Here is a 24,174-nt window from a genome sequence, read left to right on the forward strand (position 1 = left end):
TCGAACTCATGCTTACGAAGAAGCAGCACGAACTGCTGATGTTCATTCATGGACGTCTCAAGGAAGCGGGCGTGCCGCCGTCGTTCGACGAGATGAAGGAGGCGCTCGACCTCAAGTCGAAATCGGGGATCCACCGCCTGATCACGGCGCTCGAGGAGCGCGGCTTCATCAGGCGGCTGCCGCACCGGGCCCGCGCGCTCGAGATCCTCCGGCTGCCGGAGGTCGCCTCCGGCTCGGCCGCGCGGCCGCCCCGTGGCTTCTCGCCTTCCGTCATCGAGGGGAGCCGCGGCAAGCCGGCGACGCCGGAGCCGGCACCCGCGCCGGCCCTGCGGGCGGCGGGGCTCGAGATCCCCGTCATGGGCCGGATCGCGGCGGGCGTGCCCATCTCGGCGATCGAGCACCAGAGCCACGTCATCCAGGTTCCGCCGGAGATGGTGGCGCGGGGCGAGCATTTCGCGCTCGAGGTGCAGGGCGACTCGATGATCGAGGCCGGCATTCTCGACGGCGACACGGTGATCCTGCGCAGGACGGACACGGCAGACAGCGGCGACATCGTCTGCGCGCTCGTCGACGACGAGGAGGCGACCCTGAAGCGACTGCGCAGACGCGGCGCCTCGATTGCGCTCGAGGCGGCGAACCCGGCCTACGAGACGCGCATCTTCGGGCCTGATCGGGTGCGGATCCAGGGGCGGCTCGTCGGGCTCATCCGCACCTACTGACGCCGTTCCCGCGGCTGGTCGGGGAGGTTCGTGCCTCGCTCGGCTCTGCCCGACGGGTTCTGTTCTGTCGTCGGCCCCGGTCAGACGTCGAGGCGGACGATGCGGCAGGGGTCGCCGGCTTTTGCCGCCGGGGCGAAGGGTGGCCGCACGAGCAGGCATTGCGAGCGGTGTAGCGTCGCGAGCATCGATGAGTCCTGGCGGCCGTGCGGCGTCGCGACGAGGCCCTGCGGGGTCTTCTTCAGCGTCGCACGCATGTAATCCTGGCGCTTGTCGTTCTCGCCGAGATCGCCGCCGAGAATCGCTTCCTCCTCCTGCGTATCCGGCGGCAGTCCGAGAAGCGCCTTGACGAGCGGCACGACGAAGAGCTGGGCGCACACCATCGACGACACCGGGTTGCCCGGCAGGCCGAGCACGCGCATGGGCCCGAGCCGGCCGAACATCAGCGGCTTGCCCGGCCGCATGGCGATCTTCCAGAAGCCGAGCTTCGCGCCCTTGGCCTCGAGCCCGGCGTGGACGAGGTCGTGCTCGCCGACCGAGGCGCCACCGAGCGTCACCAGGACCTCCGGGCTCTCCTCGCTCGCGCGGTCGAAGGCCGCCGACGTCGCCTCGGGCTTGTCGGCCACGATGCCGAGATCGATCGGGTCGGCACCGGCGCGCCGCATCATCGCCCCGACCCCGTAGGCGTTCGAGGCGATGATCTGGTCGGGACCCGGGTCGCCGCCGGGCGCAACGAGCTCGTCGCCGGTCGAGAGGAGGGCGACGCGAGGACGGCGGCGGACCGGGAGCTCGGGATGGTTCATCGCGGCGGCGATGGCGATATCGGCCGGGGCGAGGACGCGGCCCGCCTCGAGCAGAACCTCGCCCTCGCGGAAGTCGAGGCCGCGGCGGCGCACGAAGCGGCCGGGTCTGCCGGCCTCGCGCACGGTGACGGTGTCGCCCCGGCGGTCGGCATCCTCCTGGATGACGATCGTGTCCGCCCCCGTGGGCAGAGGCGCCCCTGTGAAGATGCGGGCGGCCTCGCCCGGGCCGACTTCTCCGCCGAACCGTTCGCCGGCGCGCGATTCGCCGACGATCCTCAGCTCGGCGGGGAGCCCGGCGAGATCTGCCGCACGGGCGGCGTATCCGTCCATGGCCGAGGTGTCCCAAGGAGGCTGGGTTCGCCTCGACGCGACATCGGCCGCGAGCACGCGGCCGAGGCAGAGATCGAGCGGCACCGTCTCCGCCTCGAGGGGCGTGACGCCCTCCAGGATCGCGGCGAGCGCGTCGGCGACCGGGAGGAGGCCGCTCATTCTGCGGCCTTCCAGTGGCCGGAGCGGCCGCCTTCCTTCTCGATCAAACGGATGTCGGTGATGGTGACGCCGCGGTCGACGGCTTTCACCATGTCGTAGACCGTGAGACAGGCGACGCCGACCGCCGTCAGCGCCTCCATCTCGACGCCGGTTTTTCCCGTCAGCTTGCAGGTCGCCGTGACTCGGATGGCGTTCTCAGACTCGACCGGCTCGAGATCGACGTCGATCTTCGTCAACATCAGCGGGTGGCAGAGCGGGATCAGCTCGTGCGTCCGCTTGGCGCCCATGATGCCGGCGAGGCGGGCGACGCCGAGCACGTCGCCCTTCTTCGCCTGGCCGGAAACGATGAGCCGGAATGTCTCGGGCGCGACGCGGACGAAGCCCTCCGCGGTCGCCTGGCGCACCGTCGCGGCCTTGTCGGACACGTCGACCATCCGGGCGGTGCCGGCCTCGTCGACATGGGTGAGGCGCTGCTCGCTCACGTGGTCACTCCGCTGCGGCTTGGGCGGCGCCCGTCAGCAAACGCCGGGTCGCCTCCGCCACGTCCTCCTGCCGCATCAGGCTCTCGCCGACGAGGAAGGTGTGGAGCCCGGCGCTCCGCAGCCGCTCTATGTCGGCGTGGGTGAAGATTCCGCTCTCCGCGACGAGCGTGTAGCCCTCCGGCACGCGGGCCGAAAGCTCGAGCGACGTCTCAAGGCGCGTCTCGAAGGTCCTGAGATTGCGGTTGTTGATGCCGAGCAGGCGCGACCGAAGTCTCAGCGCGCGGTCGAGCTCCCCGGCGTCGTGCACCTCGACCAGGACGTCGAGGCCATGGCGCTCGGCCGCGGCCTCGAGGTCGGTCGCCTCGGCATCCGTCACGGCCGCCATGATGATCAGGATGCAGTCCGCGCCCATCGCCCGCGCCTCGGCGACCTGATAGGGCTCGAACATGAAGTCCTTGCGCAGGAGCGGCAGGTCGACCGCCGCGCGCACGGCGGTCAGGTACTCGGGGCTGCCCTGGAACGAGGGGCCGTCGGTGAGGATCGAGAGGCAGGTCGCGCCACCGTCGCGGTAGGCGCCGGCCAATGCAACTGGATCGAAGTCCGCACGGATGAGGCCCTTCGACGGGCTCGCCTTCTTGATCTCGGCAATGAGGGCCGGACGTCCCTCCGCCACGCGGGCCTCGATTGCCGCGCGGAAGCCGCGGGCGGGGGGCAGGGTAGCGATCTTCTCCTCCAGCGCGCCGAGCGGAACGGCGGCCTTCGCCGCCGCGATCTCCTCGCGTTTGTAGGCCGCGATCTTGTCCAGAATGTCGGCCATCGGCCCCTTCCTTGTCGTCAGGCGTTCGAGGCGGCGACGAGCCGCGTCAGGCGATCGAGCGCGGCGCCCTCGTCGATCGATCTCGCCGCCATCTCGGCGCCTTCCCGCAGCGTCCCTGCCTTGCCGGCGACGATGAGGGCGGCGGCGGCGTTCAACACGACGATGTCGCGGAACGGACCCTTGTCGCCGTCGAGCACGGAGCGGATGGCTGTGGCGTTCGCCTCGGCGTCGCCACCCTTCAGATCACCGGGGGACGCGAGCGGCAGGCCGGCATCCTCGGGTGCGATCGTGAAGCGGCGGACCTCGCCGCCCTTCATCTCCGCGACATGGGTCGGGCCCGTGGTGGTGATCTCGTCGAGCCCGTCCGAGCCGTGCACGACCCAGATACGCTCGGCCTCGGCGATCGCGAGCGTCCGCGCGATCGGCTCGAGCCACTGCGCATGATAGACGCCTATGAGCTGCCGCCGGGTCCGGGCCGGGTTCGAGAGCGGGCCGAGAATGTTGAAGATCGTCCGGGTGCCGAGCTCGACGCGGCTCGGGCCCACGTGCTTCATCGCGCTGTGGTGGTTCGGCGCGAACATGAAGCCGAGGCCCGCTTCCCTGATGCAGCGAGCGATGGTCGACGCGTCGACATCGATGTCGATGCCGAGCGCGCCGAGCACGTCGGCCGCCCCCGACTTCGACGAGAGGGCCCGGTTGCCGTGCTTGGCGACCGGCACGCCGCAGCCGGCCACCACGAAGGCGGTGCAGCTCGAGATGTTGTACGTGCCGGAATTGTCGCCGCCGGTGCCCACGATGTCGATCGCGTCGGCGGGAGCCTCCACCGGGAGCATCTTCGCGCGCATCGTCTCGACCGCGCCCGCGATCTCGTCGACCGTCTCGCCGCGCACCCGCAGACCCATCAGGAAGCCGCCGATCTGGCTCGGCGTCGCCTCGCCCGACATGATGATGCCGAACGCTTCCCGCGCTTCCTCGCGCGTGAGGCTCTGGCCGCCCGCGACCTTCGCGATGTGGGGCTTGAGGCTCTGGCCGTTCATGGTGTCGTCTCTCGTCCCGGGTCGTCTCAGCAGGTGGCGGTTCGGCAGCCGGTCAGGCCGCCTCGTTGGTCGTCCGCCTGTGCCATCGGCCCGCGAGATCGAGGAAGTTGCGAAGGAGCTTCGCTCCGTTCCTCGAGGCGATGCTCTCGGGATGGAACTGCACGCCGTGTACCGGATGCTCACGGTGCGACAGGCCCATGATCGTGCCGTCATCCGTCTCCGCCGTCACCTCGAGGCATTCGGGCAGGCTCTCCCGCTCGACGACCAGCGAGTGATAGCGGGTGGCGTCGAAGGGGCTCTCGAGATCCGCGAAGACGGCGCGGCCCTCGTGCCGCATGGGCGACAGCTTGCCGTGCATCAGCGTCGTCGCGCGGATCACCTTGCCGCCATAGGCTTGGCCGATCGCCTGGTGGCCGAGACAGACGCCGAGGATCGGCGTCGAAGCGCCGAGTTCGCGAACGACGTCGAGGCAGATGCCAGCCTCGTTCGGCGTGCAGGGGCCCGGAGAGAGCACGACCGCGCTCGGCTCTTCCGCCGCGATGTCCTCGACGCTCACCTTGTCGTTGCGGTGCACGCGCACCCGCTGGCCGATCTCGCCGAAGAGGTGGACGAGGTTCCAGGTGAAGCTGTCGTAGTTGTCGATTAGGACGATCATGGTTCCACCGGTTCAGGTGCGCGGCTCCTCGCTGCGAAGCGCACCGCCTCGTCGGCGGCGCGGAACAGCGCCCGCGCCTTGTTCAGGCACTCGCGATGTTCGGCCATCGGGTCGGATTCCGCAACGATGCCGGCGCCGGCGCGGACGTGCACCTTGCCGTCCTTGATGACCGCAGTCCGCAGGGCGATACAGGTGTCCATGTCGCCGTTCGCGGCGAAATAGCCGACCGCCCCGGCATAGAGCCCACGCTTGTCGCCCTCGAGCTCGTCGATGATCTCCATCGCCCGGACCTTCGGAGCGCCGGAGACGGTGCCGGCGGGAAATCCCCCGACGAGGGCGTCGATGCAGTCGCGGGCCGGATCGAGCTCGCCCTCGACGTGGCTGACGATGTGCATGACCTGGCTGTAGCGCTCGATCTGGAACTGCTCGGTGACCTTGACGCTGGCCGGCCGCGCGACGCGGCCGACGTCGTTGCGTCCGAGGTCGAGCAGCATCAGGTGCTCGGAGCGCTCCTTCTCGTCGGCAAGGAGCTCGGCCGCCAGAGCCTCGTCCTCCATCGCCGTCGTCCCCCGCGGGCGCGTTCCGGCGAGCGGCCGGATAGTGACCTTGTCCCCCCGCAGGCGCACGAGGATCTCGGGACTCGAGCCGGCGATCGCGAAGCCCGGGAGCTCGAAGAAGAAGAGGAAGGGGGCCGGGTTCGTGCGCCGCAGCGCCCGGTAGAAGGACAGCGGCGGCAGCGCGAACGGGATCTCGAAACGCTGGCTCAGCACCACCTGGAAGATGTCGCCGGCGCGGATGTACTCCTTCGCGCGCTCGACCATCCCGCCATATTCCTCGGCCGTCTTCTTGCCGGCCGGGGTTCCCTTGACCGTCTCGCCCGCGCCGGCGGCGGGCGCGGAGGGAAGCGGCCGGTCGAGCGCCGCCGTCACCCGCTCGATGCGGGCGCGGGCCGCCTCGTAGGCCTCCCGGGCGCCCAGCGCAGCCTGTGGACGGACGGGCGTCACGATCGTCAATTCGTCGCGCACATTGTCGAAGATGACGATGATCGTCGGCCGCAGGAAGACCGCGTCGGGAAGGTCGAGCGCGTCCTCGCCCGGCCGGCCGAGATCCTCCATCAGCCGCACGCAGTCGTAGCCCATGTATCCGAAGAGCCCGGATGCCATCGGCGGCATGCCTTCGGGCAGGTCGATCCTCGTCTCGTTCACGAGCTTGCGCAGCGCGGCGAGCGTCGGCTCGGCGCAGGGCGAGTAGCCCTCCGGATCGCCCTGCGGGTCGAGATTGATCTCCGCCTCGTTGCCTCGGGCACGGAAGGCGAGGTCGGGCGAGACGCCGATGACGGAGTAGCGGCCTCGGGCGGCTCCTCCCTCGATCGATTCGAGGAGAAAGCTGTTCGGCTGCCCGGCGGCGATCTTCAGATACGCGCCGACTGGCGTCTCGAGATCGGCGACGCGCCGGGTGGAGACGATCTGCGAGGCGCCCAGCCGGTAGCGCTCTTCGAAGGCGTCGAAACCCGGGTCGAGGAAGCGGTCGTGGACGGCCATCAGCTTGCCTGTTCGCCGAGGGCGATCCTCAAGCCTTCCTGGTTGACGCGGCTCCCGAGCTCGGCCTCCAGGCCGTCGATATACTGGCCGATGAGGTCGTTCGCGATGGCGGACTGCAACTGCTGCGACACGGGGCCATCCGGCTGCGCCTCGAACTCAGGCACGCCGACGCTCGTCACGCGGAAGATCACCCGTTGCGCGGGGTTGGCCCCCGTCGTCTGGGCGACCTCGCCGCGGGGCGTCGTGAACATGAGGCCGAGCGCCGCCTGGCCGAAGTCGCCCGAGTCCTGGGTGCGCCGGACGGGGCCCAGCGACAGCACGCTCGTGCCCAGCTCCTGCGCCACGTCTTCGAGGCTCGCGCCCTCTTCAATCCGCGCCACCAGCTCGTCCGCCCGCTCCTCGACCTGCGTGCCCTGCTGCTCGGCGACCCAGGCGGCGGCGACGGCATCGCGCGCCTCCTCGAAGTCGAGCTGCCGGGACGGCGCGATCTCGGTGACGCCGTACCAGACATAGCCGTCGTCGCCGACCTGGATGGGGTCCGTCTCGATGCCGATATCGGTCTCGAAGACGCCCGCGAGGAGGTCGTTCGCCTGCGGCAGGGCAATCTGCTCGCCCTCCGGAGAGCGGCCGGCCTGGTCGACGACGACCTGACGATGCTCGAGGCCCCGCGTCTCCGCGATCTCCTGAAGCGTCATGCCGGACGCGCGGTCGTCCTCGATGTTGTCGTAGACGTCGAGGATCTCGTCGCGGGCGCGGGCGGTCGCGACGCTCTCGCGGACCTGGGGAGCGATCTCCTCCAGGGACGGTTCATGCCCCGCCTCGACGGCGGTGATGCGGAGAAGCACGGTGGAGAAGCGGCCTTCGACCGGCGCGCTGACCTCGCCCTCGCCGAGTGCAAAGGCCGCCTCGGCGACCGCCGGGTCCACCACCTGCTCACGCGTGAGCGTCCCCAGGTCGATGTCCTGCTCGCTAAGCCCACGCGCCTCGGCAACCTCGCCGAATGTCCGCTCTCCGCTCGTGATCTCGGTGTAGGCAGCCTCGGCGGCTTCGCTTGAGTCGAACGAGATCTGCTCGATCGAACGCCGCTCCGCCACCGTGAACTCGCCGCGCCGCGCCGCGAACTCGGCCTCGATGTCCTCCTGCGAGACCTCGATCGTGTCCGCCACCGCCTCCGGTGTGACCTCGATCAGTGAAACGGTGCGGTATTCCGGCGCGGTGAACTCGGCCTGGCGGGCCTCGTAGAATTCACGCAGCACCGACTCATCGGGTTCCTCCACGGGGCCCAGCGCTTCGGGCGAGACCACGACGAACTCCGCCGACCGCGTCTCGTTGATGTAGCGGTGGAAGGCCGCGGCCATGGTTTCCGGCGCCGTGGCGGCGCCGCCCACGGCCTCGCCGATCGCCCGGCGCTGGAGCAGCTGCCGCTGGCGTGCGACGAACGCGCCCTCGCTGTAGCCCGTCGCGCGCAGGTACTGGTCGAAGGCGCCGCGGTCGAACTGGCCGCCGGGGGTCTGGAAGGCCTGCTCCGTGCGGATGCTCTCGGCGACGACGGCGTCCGGCACGCGGAGATTGCGCCGCGAGGCCTCGTCCTCGAGCGCCGCCTCGGCCATGAGCCTGCCGAGGACCTGCGAATCGAGCCCGATCTGGCGGGCCTGCTCCATCGTCAGGTAAGTGCCCGAGCGGCGCGAGATCGACTGGATCTCGTCGCGAAGGGCCTGGCGGTAGGCCTCGACGGTCACTTCCGTCTCCCCCACCTCCGCCACCGTCGTCGCGGTGCGGGTCCGGAAGATGTCCGCCACACCCCAGACCGCGAAGCTCGCCACCAACAGGAAGATGAATATCTTGGCGAGGAAGCTGCCGGTGCCTCTGCGCAATGCCTCGAGCATCAGTTTTTCACGCGGTCCGATTGGCTTGGAGTGACTGGGGAAATCGAGCGGCGCATAGTAGGTGTGGCCCTTCGGCGCCGCAAGTGTCGAAGGCGAGGCGGCTCGTCGCGGCATCCGGGCGGCTGGCGAGCTTGACAGGCGCGTGCCGCGCATGCGTCGACTCCGTATGGGTGAAGGGACCGGAGGAGGCCGCCCGTGGTCAAGCTGACGCTCGTGTCGTGGCAGGAGATTCCGTCGATGATCGAGGCTCGCGACGGGCGCGACCGTGCCCGCGTGGAGCTCAGCGCCCGGTTCCAGGAGCTGATCGACATGATGGCGATGCGGCGGGGCCTCGCCGGCACGGACGCCTATCTGGAGGCCTGGCGGCGCCAGCCGCTGGTGGAGCGCGAGGGTGGCTGCGAGGATCTCGCCAGAGCTGCCGCCGACGAATTCGAGGCGCGCTACGAAGACATACGCGCCGCCGCGATCGCGACGCCCGCTTGAGGTCCATGGCACCGCCGGAGACCGGCCCGGCCGGCCGATGGGAGGGGCGCCTCGAGGCGCCGCCCGTCCCGCGCATCCTGCGCGTGCACGGCTACCGGGATCCTGCCCGCGTCCGGCGCCCCATCCTGCGGGCCGCCGAGGCGGCCGCGGCGCTGGCGCCGGACGTCGCCGCGCCGGTCGCCGTGTGGCGGCGCTTCTCCATCGCGGCGCTGGAGCCCGAGGCGCTCCACCTCTCCTCCGGGGTCTCCTTCTCCGGCGCCTCCTTCGCACGCACGCTGCGGAACTGCACCGAAGTCGCGGTCTTCATCCTGACGCTCGGGGAGCGGCTCGACGAGGAGATTTCCGCAAGGATGCAGGATGAGCCGGTCGAGGCGCTCTTCCTCGACACGGCCGGATGGCTCTCCGTCGAACGGGCGACGCGCGATCTCGCACGCCACCTCGACCAGGTTCTCGGCCCCGAGTTGCGCACCGGCGTGCGGCTCGGGCCAGGCTATGACTACCGGGGGGAGGAGGCGCGCAGGAGCTGGCCGCTCGAGGAACAGCATGCGCTCTTTTCGCTTTTCGTCCCCGGCGAACCACCCGTGCGGCTCCTGGAGAGTTGCGCTATGACCCCCAAGATGTCGCGGTCGGGCCTGTTCGGCCTCCTTGCCGCCGGCACGGCAGCAACCGACGAGAACGCAGGAGCTTTCCCAAGATGACACCCGGCGTACGGCCCCTGGTCGCTGGCAACTGGAAGATGAACGGGTTGCGCGGCAGCGAGCGAGAGTTCGAGGCCATGCTGGAGCGGGCCCGAGCGGATCGTGGCGCAGACCTGATGATCTGCCCGCCGGCGACGCTGCTGATGCGGCTGTCGGCGATCGCCGGCAACGGGCCCATCGCGCTCGGCGGGCAGGATTGTCATGCCGAGGTGTCCGGGGCGCACACGGGCGACCTCTCCGCGGAGATGCTCGCGGATGCCGGCGCGACGGCCGTGATCCTCGGCCACTCGGAGCGGCGGCAGGACCATGGGGAGACGAGCGCGCAGGTCGCCGCGAAGGTCGAGGCGGCGTGGCGGGCCGGTCTGACCGCCATTGTCTGCGTCGGCGAGACGGAAGCGGAGCGCGACGAGGGCAGGGCGGTCGAGGTCGTGCTCGGCCAGCTCCAGGGATCGGTGCCCGAAGGGGCCACGCACGAGACGCTCGTCGTGGCCTACGAGCCCGTCTGGGCGATCGGCACCGGACGCACGCCGACGGCGGAGGACGTGCGGGAGATGCATTCGCGGCAACGCGAGGGGCTCAAGGCGCGGTTCGGCAAGGCCGGCGAGGCGATCCGCATCCTCTACGGCGGATCGGTGAAGCCCGCGAACGCCGCCGAACTGATGGCGATCGCCAATGTCGACGGCGCGCTCGTCGGCGGTGCCAGCCTCAAAGCGGACGATTTTATGGGCATTGCTGCGGCATACGAAACGTTGAGCGGATAGGCTGGGAGTGGTGGCATGACGGCTCTGCGGTTGGCGTGGCTCGCATGCGCCGGGTTTCTGGTTCTCGCCTCCCCCGCACCCGGCTGGGCCCAGCCCGCCCCTGACGGCCAGGCCGAGCCGGCCGCGGCGGAGGAGACCGGAGCGGAGCGCGAGGCCGAGGCCGGGGAAGGGGACGCCGAGTCCGCGGAGGATGGTGCCGACAGCGTGGCGCAGGCGCTGGAGGAGCCGGGCGCCCAGGGTGTTCTGGAACAGGATCTGACGGTGCAACACCAGGACGATCAACTCGCCGGCACCTATGCCTGGCCCGACGGCGAGGAGCCGTGGGCAGCGGCTCTCTTCATCTCCGGCTCCGGCCCGACCGATCGCAATGGCAACCAGCCGGGCCTCGTGAACGATTCGCTGAAGCAGCTCGCGCTCGGCCTTGCGGCGCAGGGTGTCGCGACGCTCCGCTTCGACAAGCGCGGCGTCGGCGAGAGCCTGGACGCCGCGCCGCCGGAGGACCGGCTGCGTTTCGACACCTACGTCCGCGACGCCGTGCTCTGGCTGATTCGGCTCAGGGAGGAGGCGCCGGACGTGCCGGTTTTCCTCGTTGGCCACAGCGAGGGCGCTCTCGTCGCGACGATGGTGCTGCAGCAGGTCGACGCGGACGGGCTCGTGCTTCTGGCCCCGGCGGGCACCAGGGCGAGCGATCTGATCCGCCGCCAGCTCGACGCCGCGGGCCTGCCCGGACCGACGCAGGAGAGGGCGGAAGAGATCCTGCAGTCTCTCGAGCGGGCGGAGATGGTGGACGACGTGCCAGACGAGCTCGCCCCGATATTCCGCCAGAGCGTCCAGCCCTATGTCATCTCCTGGTTCGCGCTCGACCCGCGCGACGAGCTCGCGCGGCTCGACGTACCGACGCTCGTCGTGCAGGGCACGGCCGACCTGCAGGTCGGGCGGGAGGGTGCCGAGCGCCTGGCCGCCGCGAGCGATCGCGTGGATTTCACGGTGATCGAGGGAATGAACCACGTCTTGAAACCCGCCCCCATGGAGCGCGAGGCCAATCTCGCCACCTACGCGAGCCCCACGCCGCCTGTCGACAAGCGGGTGACGGAGGAGGTGGTGGGTTTCATGAGGCGGGTCGCCGCGCCGTGAATGTGACCGCGGCCTCTTGACCTCGCGGCCCAGTGGGTTCACTTCGCGGGGTAGCTTGGGCCGGCGCGAGAGTGTACAACGCGCCTCAAACTCCCCATCCGGACATCGACAGGTATGGAAACGGTTCTCATCGTCATCCACCTCATGGTGGTGATCGCGCTCGTTGGCGTCGTGCTCGTGCAGAAGTCGGAAGGCGGCGCGCTGGGCATCGGCGGTGGCGGCGGCGGCAACTTCATGTCGGGCCGCGGCTCGGCGAACGTGCTGACGCGCACGACGACGATCCTCGCGGTCGCCTTCTTCGCCACCAGCATCAGTCTCACGCTTCTGGCCCGCCAGGGTGCGCCGACGTCGATCCTCGACAGCGCAGCGCCACGCGCGCCTGCCGCGGGCGAGGCACCGGCCGACGGGGCTGGCGAGGGCTCGGGCAGCATTCTCGACCAGCTTCGCCAGAACCAGCCGGCCGAGCCGCAGGTTCCGCAGTCGCAGTGAGTTGGCCGGCGCGCGACGTCGCGCCGTCGCCGCCCGCGCGGCGAGATACTGAGGTGGCACGAGCGCAATGGCGCGATACGTCTTCATCACCGGCGGCGTGGTCTCTTCCCTCGGGAAGGGACTCGCATCCGCCGCCCTCGGCGCTTTGCTTCAGGCCCGGGGCTACAAGGTCCGGCTGAAGAAGCTCGACCCTTACCTGAACGTCGACCCCGGCACGATGAGCCCGTACCAGCACGGCGAGGTGTTCGTGACGGACGACGGCGCCGAGACCGACCTCGATCTAGGTCATTACGAGCGCTTCACCGGCGTCGCCTGCTCGCAGGACGACAACATCACGACCGGCCGGATCTACCAGGACATCATCACCCGCGAGCGCCGCGGCGACTATCTTGGCGCCACGATCCAGGTCATTCCGCACGTGACGGACGCCATCAAGGAGTTCGTCTACCGCGGAAACGACGGCATCGACTTCGTGCTCGTCGAGATCGGCGGCACGGTCGGCGATATCGAGGGACTGCCGTTCTTCGAGGCGATCCGCCAGCTCGGCCAGGAGCTGCCGCGCGGGCAGGCGATCTTCATCCACCTCACGCTCCTGCCGTACATCCCGGCGGCGGGCGAGATGAAGACGAAGCCGACGCAGCACTCCGTGAAGGAGCTGCGGTCGATCGGCATACAGCCCGACATCCTGCTCTGCCGCTGCGACCGGCCGATCCCGCAGGAGGAGAAGCGCAAGCTCGCGCTGTTCTGCAACGTGCGCGAATCGGCGGTGATCGAGGCGCGCGACGTCGACACGATCTACAAGGTGCCGATCTCGTATCACGAGCAGGGTCTCGACGACGAATTGCTGCGCGCCTTCGGCATCGAGCCCGAGGCCGAGCCCGACCTCGCGCGCTGGGTGGACATCGTCGACCGGGTGGAGAACCCCGAGGGCGAGGTGACGATCGCCGTCGTCGGCAAGTACACGGGCCTCAAGGACGCCTACAAGTCGCTGATCGAGGCGCTGATGCACGGCGGCATCGCAAACCGCGTGCGCGTCAACCTCGAGTGGATCGAGGCGGAGGTGTTCGAGCGCAAGGACGCCGCGCCCTACCTCGAGAACGTGAACGGCATCCTGGTGCCGGGTGGCTTCGGCGAGCGCGGCTCCGAAGGCAAGATGGCGGCGGCGAAGTTCGCCCGCACGCGCAACGTGCCGTATTTCGGCATCTGTTTCGGCATGCAGATGGCGGTGATCGAGGCCGCGCGGAACCTCGCCGGCATCGAGGACGCGAGCTCGAGCGAGTTCGGGCCCACGAGCCAGCCGGTCGTGGGCCTGATGACGGAGTGGCTGCGCGGCAACATGCTGGAGAAGCGCGCGGCGCAAGGGGATCTCGGCGGCACGATGCGGCTCGGTGCCTATCCCGCGACGCTGAAGCCCGGGAGCCACATCTCGGCGGTCTACGGGTCGGAGACGATCGAGGAGCGCCACCGTCACCGCTACGAGGTGAACATCGACTACATGGAGCGCCTCGAGGCGTGCGGCATGCAGTTCGCCGGCATGTCGCCGGACGGCGTGCTGCCGGAGACCGTCGAGTTCCCCGACCATCCGTGGTTCATAGGCGTACAGTACCATCCGGAGCTGAAGTCGCGTCCGTTCGATCCGCATCCGCTGTTCCGGTCGTTCATCGCGGCGGCGCTCGAGCAGAGCCGGCTGGTCTGAGGAGTTTCACGATGGCGCGCGGCATCGATCATCTCGTCATCGCCGTGCGCGATCTCGAGCGTGTCCGCGAGCTCTACGCCGCGATGGGCTTCACCCTGACGCCCGTGGCCCAGCATCCCTTCGGAACGGCGAACAGCCTCGTGCAGCTGCAGGGATCGTTCCTGGAGCTCCTGACCCTCGCGGACGCGGCCGCCATTCCGGTGCCCGAGCCCGGCGCCTTCAGCTTTCCCCGCTTCAACCAGCGCTTCCTCGATCGGCGCGAGGGCATCGCGATGCTGGTGCTCGAAACGCATGACGCGGTGGGGGACGGGCAGACCTTCGCGAAAGCCGGCCTGCAGTCCTACCTGCCGTTCGAGTTCGGCCGCGACGCCACCATGCCGGACGGAACGAAGCTGCGCGTCGGCTTCAAGCTCGCCTTCGCGAGCGATCCGCTTGCGCCGGAGGCCGGCTTCTTCACCTGCCAGCAGCTGAAGCCGGAGGCGTTCTGGAAGCCCGAGTACCAGAGGCACGACAACACGGCGGTGAGCGTCGTCGAGACCCTGATCGTCTCGCCGCAGCCGGCCGACCATCGCGACTTCCTCCTCGGCTTCACCGGCTGCGACGCGGTGCGCGAGGTGGATGGCGGCCTCCTCTTCGAGACCCCGCGCGGTGCAGTGCGCGTCGTCTCGCCCGCCACGATGCGTGCGGCCTGGGGCGAGGCGATCGACGGGTCCGCGTTCGACCGCGCCCGGATCGCTGGCACGGTGATCGGGGTCGCGGATCTCCGGGCAGCGGGCCGGCGGCTCCAGGGAGCGGGAATGACCTTCGCCGAGCGCGGGGGCAGGCTCGTCGTCGGCGCGCGCGACGTGATGGGCACGGCGATCGCGTTCGAAGAGGTCCGGGCGTAGCCTCACCGGCCTCAACGTTCGGCGGGAACCGCTGCGCCCGGTTGCCGGTTCTCTCCGGCCATGATCGAGCCAGCCCTCAGCTATGCCTCCGACGAGGAACCGGGTTTCCGCCGCAAGCGCAGCGGCAAGGGGTTCGCGTTCTACGATTGCGACGGGAAGCTGATCAAGGACGAGGACGAGCGGGCGCGTATCCGCAAGCTCGCAATCCCGCCCGCATGGGAGAACGTCTGGATCTGCCCGGATCCTTCCGGCCACATCCAGGCGACCGGCCGGGATGCGAAGGGCCGCAAGCAGTACATCTATCATCCCGAGTACCGAGCCTGGCGCGAGCACCACAAGTTCGCGCACATCCTGCAATTCGCGGTGAAGCTGCCGGAGCTGCGCCAGCGGGTGCGGGTCGATCTCGCGAAGCGCAAGCTCAGCCGCGAGCTCGTGCTGGCGACAGCGGTGCGGATGATCGAGCAGACGCTGATCCGCGTCGGCAACGACGTCTACGCCAAGCAGAACAAGAGCTACGGTCTGACGACGCTCAGGCAGAAGCACCTCGACTACGAGGGCCACACGATACGGCTGCACTTCACCGGCAAGTCGGGCCAGGAGGTGGACACGACCTTGCGCGACCGCCGCGTCGAGACCGTGCTCAGGAAGATGGAAGGTCTGCCGGGCCAGCACCTCTTCAAGTATGTCGACGAGGATGGCGAGCCGCACCGGATCCAGTCGGCGGACGTGAACGAGTATATCCGCGAGACGATGGGCGAGGAGTTCTCGGCGAAGGATTTCCGGACGTGGGCCGCCACCGTGTTCGCGGCGCTCGCGCTCCTCGAATACGAGGCGGCGGAGACGAAGAAGGTCCAGCAGTCGAACATCAAGCGGGCGATCGAGCGGGTCTCACGCCGGCTCGGCAACACCCCGTCGGTCTGCCGCAAGAGCTACGTCCACCCCGAGGTGATCGAGGGCTATGTCGACGGCACGCTCGCCAAGGTGCTGAAGCGGAAAGTGGACGAGGAGATCGCGGAGGACGACGACCTGTCCGCCGACGAGAAGGCGGTCCTGAAGTTCCTGAGCCGCCGGATCGAGCGCGAGGCGGCGTGAGGCCGAGTCCTACGGCGAGGCTCCACTGGAGAGGCTTGTCGTACCACTCTGGATTCCGGTCTCCAGGACCTCACGCCTCGTCGGGACCGATCAGCCGTTCATCCTCCCGGTCCCAGCGCCAGAGGTTGTCCGGCGTCATGTGGGTGCCGCCGAACCAGCGGGATATGCCGTTCGACAAAGCATGGTCGAACTCGCCCTCGAGGGCGCCTTCGCCGGCCTCCGTCAGGGTGACGACCGCCGTGGCGAACTCGCGGTAGTCCGCCGTCTCGGGGCCGTCGGCGCAGCGCACCGACTCGAACGGCAGCCCCTCGATCAGCGGCACCGACACGAACTGGAGGGCGTCGAGCCGCAGGAAGAAGGATGTGTCGCCGAGGAACTCGGCCTCCTCGGAGCTCTGCGTCTCGCGGAAGAGCTCGCCGACAGGAATGCCCTCCTCGCCGGCGGCGGCGAGCGCCCGCAGCACGCGCTCCTCCGTCAGGCCGAGCCCCGAGTCCGGAGCCGGGAACTCGCACAGGAATCGCTGGAGCGCGGGCGCGAGGAAGACGAGCTCGCCCATCGTCTCGGCGGCGAAGGCCGGCAGGCCGACGGGGGCCTCGGAGGCGAAGCCGTTCCAGGCCGCCGACGCCTCCTCGAGCATGTCGGCGGTGACGGGCACGCCGAGGTCGAAGACCTCCTCGAACTCGGGGCCCTCGAGCCGCCCCAGATGCTGGTCGGACTGCATCAGGAACAGGCCGTCGATCCTATCCTCGACCGCGAAGAAGTCGAGGACCTGCAGGAGTTGCAGCTGGTCGTAGAGATCGTGCTCGAACCAGAGCTCGATGCGGTCGAAGTCCTCGTGCGACCTCAAGGCGGCATCGCGCTCGCGGAACTGGTGGAGCACGCCGAGCACGTCGTGGCCCATATGCGCGGCGATGAACTCGCCGCGGACGGCCGACAGCTCCTCGAGCGACAGGCCGGCCGGCACCGGCCCCTCGTGCAGAACGTCGCGCCAGGGGAGGAGCACCGCGCCTTGCCCGACGCCGGAGTCGAGCAGCCGCTCGGCCGCCACGTCACCGTTGGTGATGATGAGCCGTTCCATGTGCCAGAGCCTCTCGATTCACCTAGGCCGGGCCTTCCGCAAGAGCCCCGCCTCGGCTATAGGCCGGGCACCGGGCCACATGCAAAGGGAAGCGTGCTTCATGACCGCCATCATCGACATCATCGGCCGCGAGATCCTCGACAGCCGCGGCAATCCGACCGTCGAGGTCGACGTCGTGCTCGAGGACGGCTCGGAGGGCCGGGCGGCGGTTCCGTCGGGGGCATCGACGGGTGCCTACGAGGCGGTGGAGCTGCGCGACGGCGGCGACCGCTACGGCGGCAAGGGGGTGCTGAAGGCCGTCGACGCCGTGAACGGCGAGATCTTCGACGCGCTCGCCGGCATGGAGGCCGAGGAGCAGGCGCATATCGACGAGACGCTGATCAGGCTCGACGGCACGGAGAACAAGTCTCGCCTGGGCGCGAACGCGATCCTCGGCGTGTCGCTGGCGGTCGCGAAGGCGTCGGCGTCGGCGTCGGGCCTGCCGCTCTACCGCTATGTCGGCGGCGTCGGCGCGCGGACGCTGCCGGTCCCGATGATGAACATCCTGAACGGCGGGGCGCATGCCGACAACGACGTCGACATCCAGGAGTTCATGGTGATGCCGATCGGCGCCGACTCGATCGCCGAGGCGGTGCGGATGGGCGCGGAGATCTTCCACGCGCTCAAGGCGAAGCTGAAGGCGGCGGGGCACAACACCAATATCGGCGACGAGGGCGGTTTCGCGCCGGCGCTGAAATCCTCTCACGAGGCGCTCGACTTCATCATGTCGGCGATCGACGCGACCGGCCTCAACGCCGGCAACGAGGTCGTGATCGCCCTCGACGCGGCCGCGACCGAGTTCTACGCCGACGGCAAGTACAAGCTCGCGGGCGAAGGCAAGGATCTCGATTCCGACGCCATGGCCGGCTACCTCGCCGAGCTCGCCGGCTCCTACCCGATCGTGTCGATCGAAGACGGAATGGCCGAGGACGACTGGGAGGGCTGGCAGGCCCTGACGCTGAGCCTCGGCAATCGCTGCCAGCTCGTCGGCGACGATCTCTTCGTCACCAACACGAAGCGCCTTTCGAGGGGCATCGCGGAGAATGCGGCGAACGCCATCCTCGTGAAGGTGAACCAGATCGGCACGCTGACGGAGACCCTCGATGCCGTCGACATGGCGCACCGGGCGGCGTTCCGGGCCGTGATGTCGCACCGCTCCGGCGAGACGGAGGACGCGACGATCGCCGACCTCGCGGTCGCGACGAATTGCGGGCAGATCAAGACCGGCTCGCTGTCGCGCTCCGACAGACTCGCGAAGTACAACCAGCTCATCCGCATCGAGGAGGAGCTGGGGCCCCAGGCGCGCTATGCAGGCCGGCTGGCGCTGAAGGCGTGAGCTGCCGTTAAGCCCGACGTAACCTTGATGATGTGTGGTGGTGACGGTCACCTCTAGCCGGAACCCACCATGCGTCGTCGCAGGATTCACTCCCGCTCCGCCGGTCTCGTCATCCCGTTCGTGGGCGTCCTGATGTGCGCGTATTTCGTGTGGCACGGGCTGCACGGGGCGAACGGCTATCTCGCGCGGGAGCGCCTGGAGGTGCAGGCGGCGGAGCTTCAGGCCGAGCTGGCAGACGTCCAGGAGGAAAGGCGCCGCCTCGAGCGCCAGGTGGCGCTCCTGCGGCCCGAGAGCCTCGATCCCGACATGCTCGAGGAACGCGCCCGGGCGATTCTGAACCTCGCCGATCCCCACGATGTCGTGATCATGCGCGGGCGCGAGCAGCCGGGCGACTGAGGCGGCCGGCCGCAGCTTCGCACGGGAAGATGGACCGGCACGCCGATTAGGGCGGCTGCCCCGTATGGCCAAGCGCCGATCTATCGGCTACTTCTTTCCGCCAGTCGCAGGAAGGGAGTTCTCGATGGCGGCCAATGCCAAAAAAACGAAGCCGTCTGACGCGGACGCGCCTGAAGTCGCCGTAACGACGCCCGCCCTCGCCGAGCTGGGCAGGGACGAGGAGCTCGAGGCGTATCGCTCGATGCTGCTCATCCGCCGGTTCGAGGAGAAGGCGGGCCAGCTCTACGGAATGGGCCTGATCGGCGGTTTCTGCCATCTCTATATCGGGCAGGAGGCGGTCGTCGTCGGCATGCAACTCGTCGCCAAGGAAGGCGACCAGGTGATCACCGGCTACCGCGACCACGGCCACATGCTGGCCACCGGCATGGACCCGAAGGGCGTCATGGCCGAATTGACGGGCCGCCGCGGAGGCTACTCCAAGGGCAAGGGCGGCTCGATGCACATGTTCTCCGTCGAGAAGGGCTTCTACGGCGGACACGGCATCGTCGGCGCCCAGGTCTCGCTCGGCACGGGCCTCGCCTTCGCGAACAAGTACCGCGGCAACGACAACGTCTCCTTCACCTATTTCGGCGACGGCGCGGCGAATCAGGGCCAGGTGTACGAGAGCTTCAACATGGCGCGGCTCTGGCACCTGCCTGTCGTCTACGTCATCGAGAACAACAAGTACGGCATGGGCACGAGCGTGGCTCGCGCCTCGGCGACGACGGACCTGTCGCAGCGCGGCCGCTCCTTCGACATTCCCGGGGAGCAGGTCGACGGCATGGACGTGCGGGCCGTGAAGGCCGCCGGCGAGCGCGCCGCCGAGATCTGCCGGAAGGGCGAGGGCCCCTACATCCTCGAGATGGTCACCTACCGCTATCGCGGGCATTCGATGTCCGACCCCGCGAAATACCGCTCGCGCGACGAGGTGCAGAAGATGCGCCAGGAGCGCGACCCGATCGAGCAGGTCCGCAAGCGCCTCTCAGAGACGCACGGGATGAGCGACGACGACCTGAAGGAGATCGACAAGGACATTCGCGCAGTCGTGAGCGAATCGGCCGAGTTCGCGCAGACGGATCCGGAACCGGACCCGAGCGAGCTGTGGACCGACATCGTACGCGAAGGATAAGAAGACCATGCCGACCGAGGTACTTATGCCGGCGCTTTCCCCCACCATGGAGGAGGGCAAGCTCGCCAAGTGGGTGAAGCAGGAAGGCGACGAGGTCGCCGCCGGCGACGTCATCGCCGAGATCGAAACCGACAAGGCGACGATGGAGGTCGAGGCGGTCGACGAGGGCACGCTGGGCAAGATCCTCGTGCCCGAGGGCACCGAGAACGTGAAGGTCAACACGCCGATCGCCGTGCTGCTCGCGGAGGGCGAGGACGCCTCCGCGATCGACCAGGCGGAGAAGGGCGAGGCGCCGTCGCGCCAGGCCGAGACGCCGGCGGAAGACAAGGCCGCCAAGGCCCCCACCGACGAGGCGCCGGCCCCCAAGCCGCATCAGGACGACGAGAAGTCGGCGAAGCCGACGGCGATGTCCACGATGACGCAGGCGCCGGAGATCGAGGCGACACCGGAGATCCCCGAAGGCACCGAGATGGTCGAGATGACCGTCCGCGAGGCCATTCGCGACGCCATCGCCGAGGAGATGCGCCGCGACGAGGACGTCTTCATCATGGGCGAGGAGGTCGCCGAGTACGAAGGCGCCTACAAGATCACGCAAGGGATTCTCGCGGAGTTCGGGGCGCGCCGCGTGGTCGACACGCCGATCACCGAGCACGGCTTCGCGGGCCTGGGCGTCGGCGCGGCGATGGCGGGCCTTCGCCCGATCGTCGAGTTCATGACGTTCAACTTCGCCATGCAGGCGATGGATCAGATCATCAATTCCGCCGGCAAGACGCTCTACATGTCCGGCGGCCAGATGGGCTGCCCGATCGTGTTCCGCGGGCCCAACGGCGCCGCCGCCCGCGTCGCCGCCCAGCACAGCCAGGACTACGCCGCCTGGTTCGCCCACGTGCCGGGCCTGACGGTGTTGCAGCCCTATTCGGCGGCGGACTTCAAGGGGCTCATGAAGTCGGCGGTGCGCTCGCCGAACCCGGTGATCATCCTCGAGAACGAGATCCTCTACGGCCACACCTTCCAGGTGCCGAAGCTCGACGACTTCACGGTGCCGATCGGCAAGGCGAAGGTCGCGAAGTCCGGCACCGACGTGACGATCGTCTCGTGGGGCATCGGCATGACCTACGCCCTGAAGGCGGTCGAGGAGCTGAAGGAGCAGGGAATCGACGCCGAGGTGATCGACCTCCGGACGATTCGGCCGCTCGACATCGACACGGTGATCAGGTCGGTGAAGAAGACCGGCCGCTGCGTGACGGTCGAGGAGGCGTGGCCACACTGTTCCGTGTCGTCGGAGATCGCCTACCAGGTGATGGAGAAGGCGTTCGATTATCTCGACGCCCCCGTCACCCGCGTGACCGGCAAGGACGTGCCGATGCCTTACGCGGCCAATCTCGAGAAGCTCGCTTTGCCCAGCGTGAAGGAGGTGATCGAGGCCGTGAAGGCGGTTTCGTACGTCTGAAGAGGGCGTTCGCCATGCCCCTGAACGCCAACGACCCGAAGTGCTGCGCCGGCGCCGCGCCTGATGGCGGCCGGACGAGGCGAGGATAGCCATGCCGATCGACATTCTGATGCCCGCCCTCTCGCCGACGATGGAGAAGGGCAATCTCGCCAAGTGGCTCGTCAAGGAAGGCGACCAGATCTCGGCTGGCGACGTGATCGCCGAGATCGAGACCGACAAGGCGACGATGGAGGTCGAGGCGGTCGACGAGGGGACGCTCGGCAAGATCCTCGTGCCCGAGGGCACGGCCGACGTGGCCGTCAACGAGGTGATCGCAAAGCTCCTCGCCGAGGGCGAGGACGAGAGCGCGCTTCAGGGCGACGGTGGCGGTTCGAAGCCGGCGGAGGGCGACGTGAAGACGCCGAAGGCCGAGGCCGAGCCGAAGAAGGCCGCCCAGGCCGAGGCCGCGTCCGCCGAAGAAGGCAAGTCGACGGCGAAGGCCGGGGAGAAGGCGGGCAGCCCGCAGCGCGAGGGGCTGCATTCCGGGAATGGCAAGTCTGCCGGTGGCGGTGCGCCGCGGGAGGCGACCGCCAAAGCCGGCCCGGTCGCGAAGGACGGGAGCGGCCAGCGCGTCTTCGCGTCTCCGCTCGCCCGTCGCATCGCGAAGGAGAAGGGCGTCGATCTCTCCGGGGTCGAGGGCTCGGGGCCGCACGGCCGGATCTTGAAGCGCGACGTCGAGGCAGCCAAGCCGGGTGCCGCGAAGCCGGTCGAGGCCGCTGCCGGCCAAAAGGCCGCGGCAGCGCCGGCCGCAGGACCCATGCCCGCCGCCCCGTCCATGTCCGACGACCAGATCAAGGCCATGTTCCCGAAGGGCTCCTTCGAGGAGAAGCCGCATGACGGCATGCGCCGGACGATCGCGCGCCGGCTGACCGCCGTCACCCAGGAGGTGCCGGTCTTCTACCTCACGGTCGACTGCCGGCTCGACGCGCTCCTCAAGCTCCGGAAGGACCTGAACGATTCCGCTCCCGTGGGCGAGGGCGACAAGCCCGCCTACAAGCTCTCCGTCAACGACTTCATGATCAAGGCGATGGCGCTCGCGCTCATGGCGAAGCCGATGGCGAACGCCTCGTGGACCGGAGGCGCCAGGCTGATGCACAAGGGCGCCGACGTGGGCGTCGCGGTCGCCGTGCCGGACGGCCTCTTCACGCCGATCATCCGCGACGCTCAGACGAAGACGCTGTCGGTCATCTCCAACGAGATGCGCGATCTCGCGAAGCGGGCGCGCGACAAGAAGCTGAAGCCCGAGGAGTATCAGGGCGGCGTGACCGCGATCTCCAATCTCGGCATGTACGGCATCAAGCACTTCACGGCGATCATCAACCCGCCGCACGCCTCGATCCTGGCGATCGGCGCGTCGGAGCAGCGACCCGTGGTGAAGGACGGCGCCGTGGCGGTCGAGACGACCATGACGGCGACGCTCGCCTGCGACCACCGCGTGATGGACGGCGCGCTCGGTGCAGAGCTCCTGGGCGCGTTCAAGGATTATGTCGAGAAGCCGATGTCGATGCTCGTCTGAGCACGCCACATCAAAAGCTTCATCCAAGACACTGAAAGGGCCCGAAGAATGGCCGACACTTCCTACGACGTGATCGTCATCGGCGCCGGGCCCGGCGGCTACGTGACAGCGATCCGCGCAGCGCAGCTCGGCCTGAAGACGGCCGTCGTCGAAAACAAGCACCTGGGCGGCATCTGCCTGAACTGGGGCTGCATTCCGACGAAGGCGCTGCTGCGCTCGTCGGAGGTCTACCACTACTTCAAGCACGCCGAGAAGTACGGCCTGAAGGCCGACAACGTGAGCTTCGACACCTCGGCCATCGTGAAGCGCTCGCGCGGGGTCTCGGGGCAGCTGAGCCAGGGCGTCGGGTTTCTTCTGAAGAAGAACAAGGTCGACGTCATCTGGGGCAAGGCGACGCTGAAGAAGGGCGGCAAGGTGTCGGTCGAGGCGGCCGAGAACGCGCCGAAGGGGGCGCTCGGCGGCGGCGAGTACCAGGCGAAGCACACGATCGTCGCGACCGGCGCCCGCCCGCGCGCGTTGCCGGGGCTCGAACCCGACGGCAAGGACATCTGGACCTATTTCGAAGCGATGGTGCCGGAGAAAATGCCGAAGTCCATGCTAGTCATGGGCTCCGGCGCGATCGGCATCGAGTTCGCGAGCTTCTACCAGACGATGGGTGTCGACGTCACGGTTGTCGAGATCCTGCCGCAGATCCTTCCCGTGGAGGACGAGGAGATCGCGAGCGTCGCGAGGAAGCAGCTCGAGAAACAGGGCCTCAAGATCATGACCGGCGCGAAGGTCGCGAAGCTCGACCGGAAGGGCGGCTCGGTGACCGCGACAATCGAGGACGATGAGGGGAAGGCCCAGACGCTCGAGGTCGAGAAGGTGATCTCGGCCGTCGGCGTCGTCGGCAACATCGAGGGTCTCGGCCTCGAGGATCTCGGCGTGAAGACGGAGCGCGGCATCATCTCCGTCGACGGCTACGGCCGCACGAATGTCGAGGGCGTCTACGCGATCGGCGACGTTGCGGGGCCACCGATGCTCGCCCACAAGGCCGAGCACGAAGGCGTCGTCTGCGTCGAGACGATCGCGGGCCAGCATACGCACCCGCTCGACAAGCTAAAGATCCCGGGCTGCACCTACTGCCACCCGCAGGTCGCCTCGGTCGGCCTGACGGAGAAGAAGGCGAAGGAGGCCGGCCGCGAGATCAAGGTCGGCCGCTTCCCCTTCATCGGCAACGGCAAGGCGATCGCGCTCGGCGAGCCGGACGGGCTCGTGAAGACGATCTTCGACGCGAAGACGGGCGAGCTTCTGGGCGCGCACATGGTCGGCGCGGAGGTGACGGAACTGATCCAGGGATTCGTCGTCGCGATGAACTGCGAGACGACGGAGGAGGAATTGATGCACGCCGTCTTCCCGCATCCGACGCTGTCGGAGATGATGCACGAGAGCGTGCTCAACGCCTATGGGCGCGCGATCCACATCTGAGGCGTCCCAAGAAGAGCGG

At 68.9% G+C, this 24,174-nt stretch carries 23 protein-coding genes; 15 read left to right on the forward strand and 8 right to left on the reverse strand.

The features are described from left to right. The first annotated feature begins 8 nt into the window (after positions 1–8). Positions 9–719: a transcriptional repressor LexA gene (gene lexA / locus N177_RS17175; RefSeq protein WP_023433671.1), complete on the forward strand. Its 711-nt coding sequence runs from the start codon at positions 9–11 to the stop codon at positions 717–719. Positions 720–799: 80 nt separating this feature from the next. Here the strand turns inward: lexA and N177_RS17180 are convergent, their stop codons facing one another. Genes N177_RS17180 through N177_RS17210 form a run of 7 tightly spaced genes read right to left on the reverse strand, consistent with a single transcriptional unit; the run spans position 800 to position 8,426 of the window. Next, positions 800–2,008: a molybdopterin molybdotransferase MoeA gene (locus N177_RS17180; protein WP_023433672.1), complete on the reverse strand. Its 1,209-nt coding sequence runs from the start codon at positions 2,006–2,008 to the stop codon at positions 800–802. Then, the gene (gene moaC, locus N177_RS17185) at positions 2,005–2,490 is read right to left on the reverse strand and encodes a cyclic pyranopterin monophosphate synthase MoaC (protein WP_023433673.1); all 486 of its coding nucleotides are present in this window, start codon (positions 2,488–2,490) and stop codon (positions 2,005–2,007) included. The genes N177_RS17180 and moaC overlap by 4 nt, the downstream gene beginning before the upstream one ends. Before the next feature lie 4 nt (positions 2,491–2,494). Next, complete coding sequence (gene trpC, locus N177_RS17190; protein ID WP_023433674.1) at positions 2,495–3,307, reverse strand: indole-3-glycerol phosphate synthase TrpC; 813 nt, start codon at positions 3,305–3,307, stop codon at positions 2,495–2,497. Positions 3,308–3,324: 17 nt separating this feature from the next. Next, on the reverse strand, positions 3,325–4,344 hold the full coding sequence (trpD, locus tag N177_RS17195; protein WP_023433675.1) for an anthranilate phosphoribosyltransferase: 1,020 nt from the start codon (positions 4,342–4,344) through the stop codon (positions 3,325–3,327). Between the two features lie 52 nt (positions 4,345–4,396). Next, positions 4,397–4,999 (reverse strand): anthranilate synthase component II, encoded by a 603-nt coding sequence (locus N177_RS17200; protein ID WP_023433676.1) that lies wholly within the window; start codon positions 4,997–4,999, stop codon positions 4,397–4,399. After that, positions 4,996–6,540: an anthranilate synthase component I gene (trpE, locus tag N177_RS17205; protein ID WP_023433677.1), complete on the reverse strand. Its 1,545-nt coding sequence runs from the start codon at positions 6,538–6,540 to the stop codon at positions 4,996–4,998. The genes N177_RS17200 and trpE overlap by 4 nt, the downstream gene beginning before the upstream one ends. Beyond that, a complete protein-coding gene (locus N177_RS17210) occupies positions 6,540–8,426 on the reverse strand; it encodes a peptidylprolyl isomerase (protein ID WP_023433678.1) in 1,887 nt (628 codons plus the stop codon). The genes trpE and N177_RS17210 overlap by 1 nt, the downstream gene beginning before the upstream one ends. A gap of 195 nt (positions 8,427–8,621) precedes the next feature. Here N177_RS17210 and N177_RS17215 point away from each other — a divergent pair, with 195 nt between their 5' ends. The 8 genes from N177_RS17215 to N177_RS17250 all read left to right on the forward strand — a co-directional run bounded on the left by N177_RS17215 (position 8,622) and on the right by N177_RS17250 (position 15,666). After that, positions 8,622–8,909 (forward strand): virulence factor, encoded by a 288-nt coding sequence (locus tag N177_RS17215; protein ID WP_023433679.1) that lies wholly within the window; start codon positions 8,622–8,624, stop codon positions 8,907–8,909. 5 nt (positions 8,910–8,914) lie between these two features. Continuing rightward, positions 8,915–9,607, forward strand: a complete 693-nt coding sequence (locus N177_RS17220; RefSeq protein ID WP_023433680.1) for a hypothetical protein — start codon at positions 8,915–8,917, stop codon at positions 9,605–9,607. Then, the gene (gene tpiA / locus N177_RS17225) at positions 9,604–10,368 is read left to right on the forward strand and encodes a triose-phosphate isomerase (RefSeq protein ID WP_023433681.1); all 765 of its coding nucleotides are present in this window, start codon (positions 9,604–9,606) and stop codon (positions 10,366–10,368) included. Before N177_RS17220 ends, tpiA begins: the two co-directional genes overlap by 4 nt. 15 nt (positions 10,369–10,383) lie before the next feature. After that, positions 10,384–11,502 (forward strand): alpha/beta hydrolase, encoded by a 1,119-nt coding sequence (locus N177_RS17230; protein WP_023433682.1) that lies wholly within the window; start codon positions 10,384–10,386, stop codon positions 11,500–11,502. Positions 11,503–11,616: 114 nt separating this feature from the next. Next, positions 11,617–11,991 (forward strand): preprotein translocase subunit SecG, encoded by a 375-nt coding sequence (gene secG / locus N177_RS17235; protein WP_023433683.1) that lies wholly within the window; start codon positions 11,617–11,619, stop codon positions 11,989–11,991. A gap of 67 nt (positions 11,992–12,058) precedes the next feature. After that, entirely contained in the window at positions 12,059–13,687 is a 1,629-nt protein-coding gene (locus tag N177_RS17240; RefSeq protein WP_023433684.1) for a CTP synthase, read from the forward strand. An 11-nt stretch (positions 13,688–13,698) separates the two neighbouring features. Beyond that, positions 13,699–14,574: a VOC family protein gene (locus N177_RS17245; RefSeq protein ID WP_023433685.1), complete on the forward strand. Its 876-nt coding sequence runs from the start codon at positions 13,699–13,701 to the stop codon at positions 14,572–14,574. Between the two features lie 60 nt (positions 14,575–14,634). Then, positions 14,635–15,666, forward strand: coding sequence for a DNA topoisomerase IB (locus N177_RS17250; RefSeq protein WP_023433686.1), 1,032 nt, complete (start codon positions 14,635–14,637; stop codon positions 15,664–15,666). A gap of 70 nt (positions 15,667–15,736) precedes the next feature. On the opposite strand, the gene N177_RS17255 is transcribed toward N177_RS17250, so the two are convergent. Next, positions 15,737–16,744, reverse strand: coding sequence for a hypothetical protein (locus N177_RS17255; protein WP_023433687.1), 1,008 nt, complete (start codon positions 16,742–16,744; stop codon positions 15,737–15,739). A gap of 100 nt (positions 16,745–16,844) precedes the next feature. Here N177_RS17255 and eno point away from each other — a divergent pair, with 100 nt between their 5' ends. The 6 genes from eno to lpdA all read left to right on the forward strand — a co-directional run bounded on the left by eno (position 16,845) and on the right by lpdA (position 24,155). After that, positions 16,845–18,119, forward strand: coding sequence for a phosphopyruvate hydratase (gene eno, locus N177_RS17260; RefSeq protein WP_023433688.1), 1,275 nt, complete (start codon positions 16,845–16,847; stop codon positions 18,117–18,119). A gap of 69 nt (positions 18,120–18,188) precedes the next feature. Further along, positions 18,189–18,515, forward strand: coding sequence for an FtsB family cell division protein (locus N177_RS17265; RefSeq protein ID WP_023433689.1), 327 nt, complete (start codon positions 18,189–18,191; stop codon positions 18,513–18,515). 124 nt (positions 18,516–18,639) lie between these two features. After that, positions 18,640–19,683: a pyruvate dehydrogenase (acetyl-transferring) E1 component subunit alpha gene (pdhA, locus tag N177_RS17270; RefSeq protein WP_040485978.1), complete on the forward strand. Its 1,044-nt coding sequence runs from the start codon at positions 18,640–18,642 to the stop codon at positions 19,681–19,683. 7 nt (positions 19,684–19,690) lie between these two features. Continuing rightward, complete coding sequence (locus N177_RS17275) at positions 19,691–21,133, forward strand: pyruvate dehydrogenase complex E1 component subunit beta (RefSeq protein WP_023433691.1); 1,443 nt, start codon at positions 19,691–19,693, stop codon at positions 21,131–21,133. 91 nt (positions 21,134–21,224) lie between these two features. Continuing rightward, positions 21,225–22,688, forward strand: a complete 1,464-nt coding sequence (locus N177_RS17280) for a pyruvate dehydrogenase complex dihydrolipoamide acetyltransferase (RefSeq protein ID WP_023433692.1) — start codon at positions 21,225–21,227, stop codon at positions 22,686–22,688. A 48-nt stretch (positions 22,689–22,736) separates the two neighbouring features. Further along, on the forward strand, positions 22,737–24,155 hold the full coding sequence (gene lpdA / locus N177_RS17285) for a dihydrolipoyl dehydrogenase (RefSeq protein WP_023433693.1): 1,419 nt from the start codon (positions 22,737–22,739) through the stop codon (positions 24,153–24,155). The last annotated feature ends 19 nt before the right edge of the window (positions 24,156–24,174 follow it).

Origin of the sequence: Lutibaculum baratangense AMV1, from assembly GCF_000496075.1 — a bacterium.
GTDB lineage: Bacteria > Pseudomonadota > Alphaproteobacteria > Rhizobiales > Tepidamorphaceae > Lutibaculum > Lutibaculum baratangense.

Excerpts from the sequence above, each read along its gene's own strand:
- N177_RS17220 (WP_023433680.1), top strand. The coding sequence starts at position 8,915 with ATGGCACCGCCGGAGACCGGCCCGGCCGGCCGATGGGAGGGGCGCCTC.
- trpD (WP_023433675.1), bottom strand. The coding sequence starts at position 4,344 with ATGAACGGCCAGAGCCTCAAGCCCCACATCGCGAAGGTCGCGGGCGGC.
- tpiA (WP_023433681.1), top strand. The coding sequence starts at position 9,604 with ATGACACCCGGCGTACGGCCCCTGGTCGCTGGCAACTGGAAGATGAAC.
- N177_RS17280 (WP_023433692.1), top strand. The coding sequence starts at position 21,225 with ATGCCGATCGACATTCTGATGCCCGCCCTCTCGCCGACGATGGAGAAG.
- pdhA (WP_040485978.1), top strand. The coding sequence starts at position 18,640 with ATGGCGGCCAATGCCAAAAAAACGAAGCCGTCTGACGCGGACGCGCCT.
- eno (WP_023433688.1), top strand. The coding sequence starts at position 16,845 with ATGACCGCCATCATCGACATCATCGGCCGCGAGATCCTCGACAGCCGC.
- trpC (WP_023433674.1), bottom strand. The coding sequence starts at position 3,307 with ATGGCCGACATTCTGGACAAGATCGCGGCCTACAAACGCGAGGAGATC.
- N177_RS17200 (WP_023433676.1), bottom strand. The coding sequence starts at position 4,999 with ATGATCGTCCTAATCGACAACTACGACAGCTTCACCTGGAACCTCGTC.
- N177_RS17240 (WP_023433684.1), top strand. The coding sequence starts at position 12,059 with ATGGCGCGATACGTCTTCATCACCGGCGGCGTGGTCTCTTCCCTCGGG.
- lexA (WP_023433671.1), top strand. The coding sequence starts at position 9 with ATGCTTACGAAGAAGCAGCACGAACTGCTGATGTTCATTCATGGACGT.
- N177_RS17275 (WP_023433691.1), top strand. The coding sequence starts at position 19,691 with ATGCCGACCGAGGTACTTATGCCGGCGCTTTCCCCCACCATGGAGGAG.
- N177_RS17255 (WP_023433687.1), bottom strand. The coding sequence starts at position 16,744 with ATGGAACGGCTCATCATCACCAACGGTGACGTGGCGGCCGAGCGGCTG.
- N177_RS17180 (WP_023433672.1), bottom strand. The coding sequence starts at position 2,008 with ATGAGCGGCCTCCTCCCGGTCGCCGACGCGCTCGCCGCGATCCTGGAG.
- N177_RS17210 (WP_023433678.1), bottom strand. The coding sequence starts at position 8,426 with ATGCTCGAGGCATTGCGCAGAGGCACCGGCAGCTTCCTCGCCAAGATA.
- N177_RS17265 (WP_023433689.1), top strand. The coding sequence starts at position 18,189 with ATGCGTCGTCGCAGGATTCACTCCCGCTCCGCCGGTCTCGTCATCCCG.
- N177_RS17230 (WP_023433682.1), top strand. The coding sequence starts at position 10,384 with ATGACGGCTCTGCGGTTGGCGTGGCTCGCATGCGCCGGGTTTCTGGTT.
- N177_RS17250 (WP_023433686.1), top strand. The coding sequence starts at position 14,635 with ATGATCGAGCCAGCCCTCAGCTATGCCTCCGACGAGGAACCGGGTTTC.
- N177_RS17245 (WP_023433685.1), top strand. The coding sequence starts at position 13,699 with ATGGCGCGCGGCATCGATCATCTCGTCATCGCCGTGCGCGATCTCGAG.
- secG (WP_023433683.1), top strand. The coding sequence starts at position 11,617 with ATGGAAACGGTTCTCATCGTCATCCACCTCATGGTGGTGATCGCGCTC.
- lpdA (WP_023433693.1), top strand. The coding sequence starts at position 22,737 with ATGGCCGACACTTCCTACGACGTGATCGTCATCGGCGCCGGGCCCGGC.
- trpE (WP_023433677.1), bottom strand. The coding sequence starts at position 6,540 with ATGGCCGTCCACGACCGCTTCCTCGACCCGGGTTTCGACGCCTTCGAA.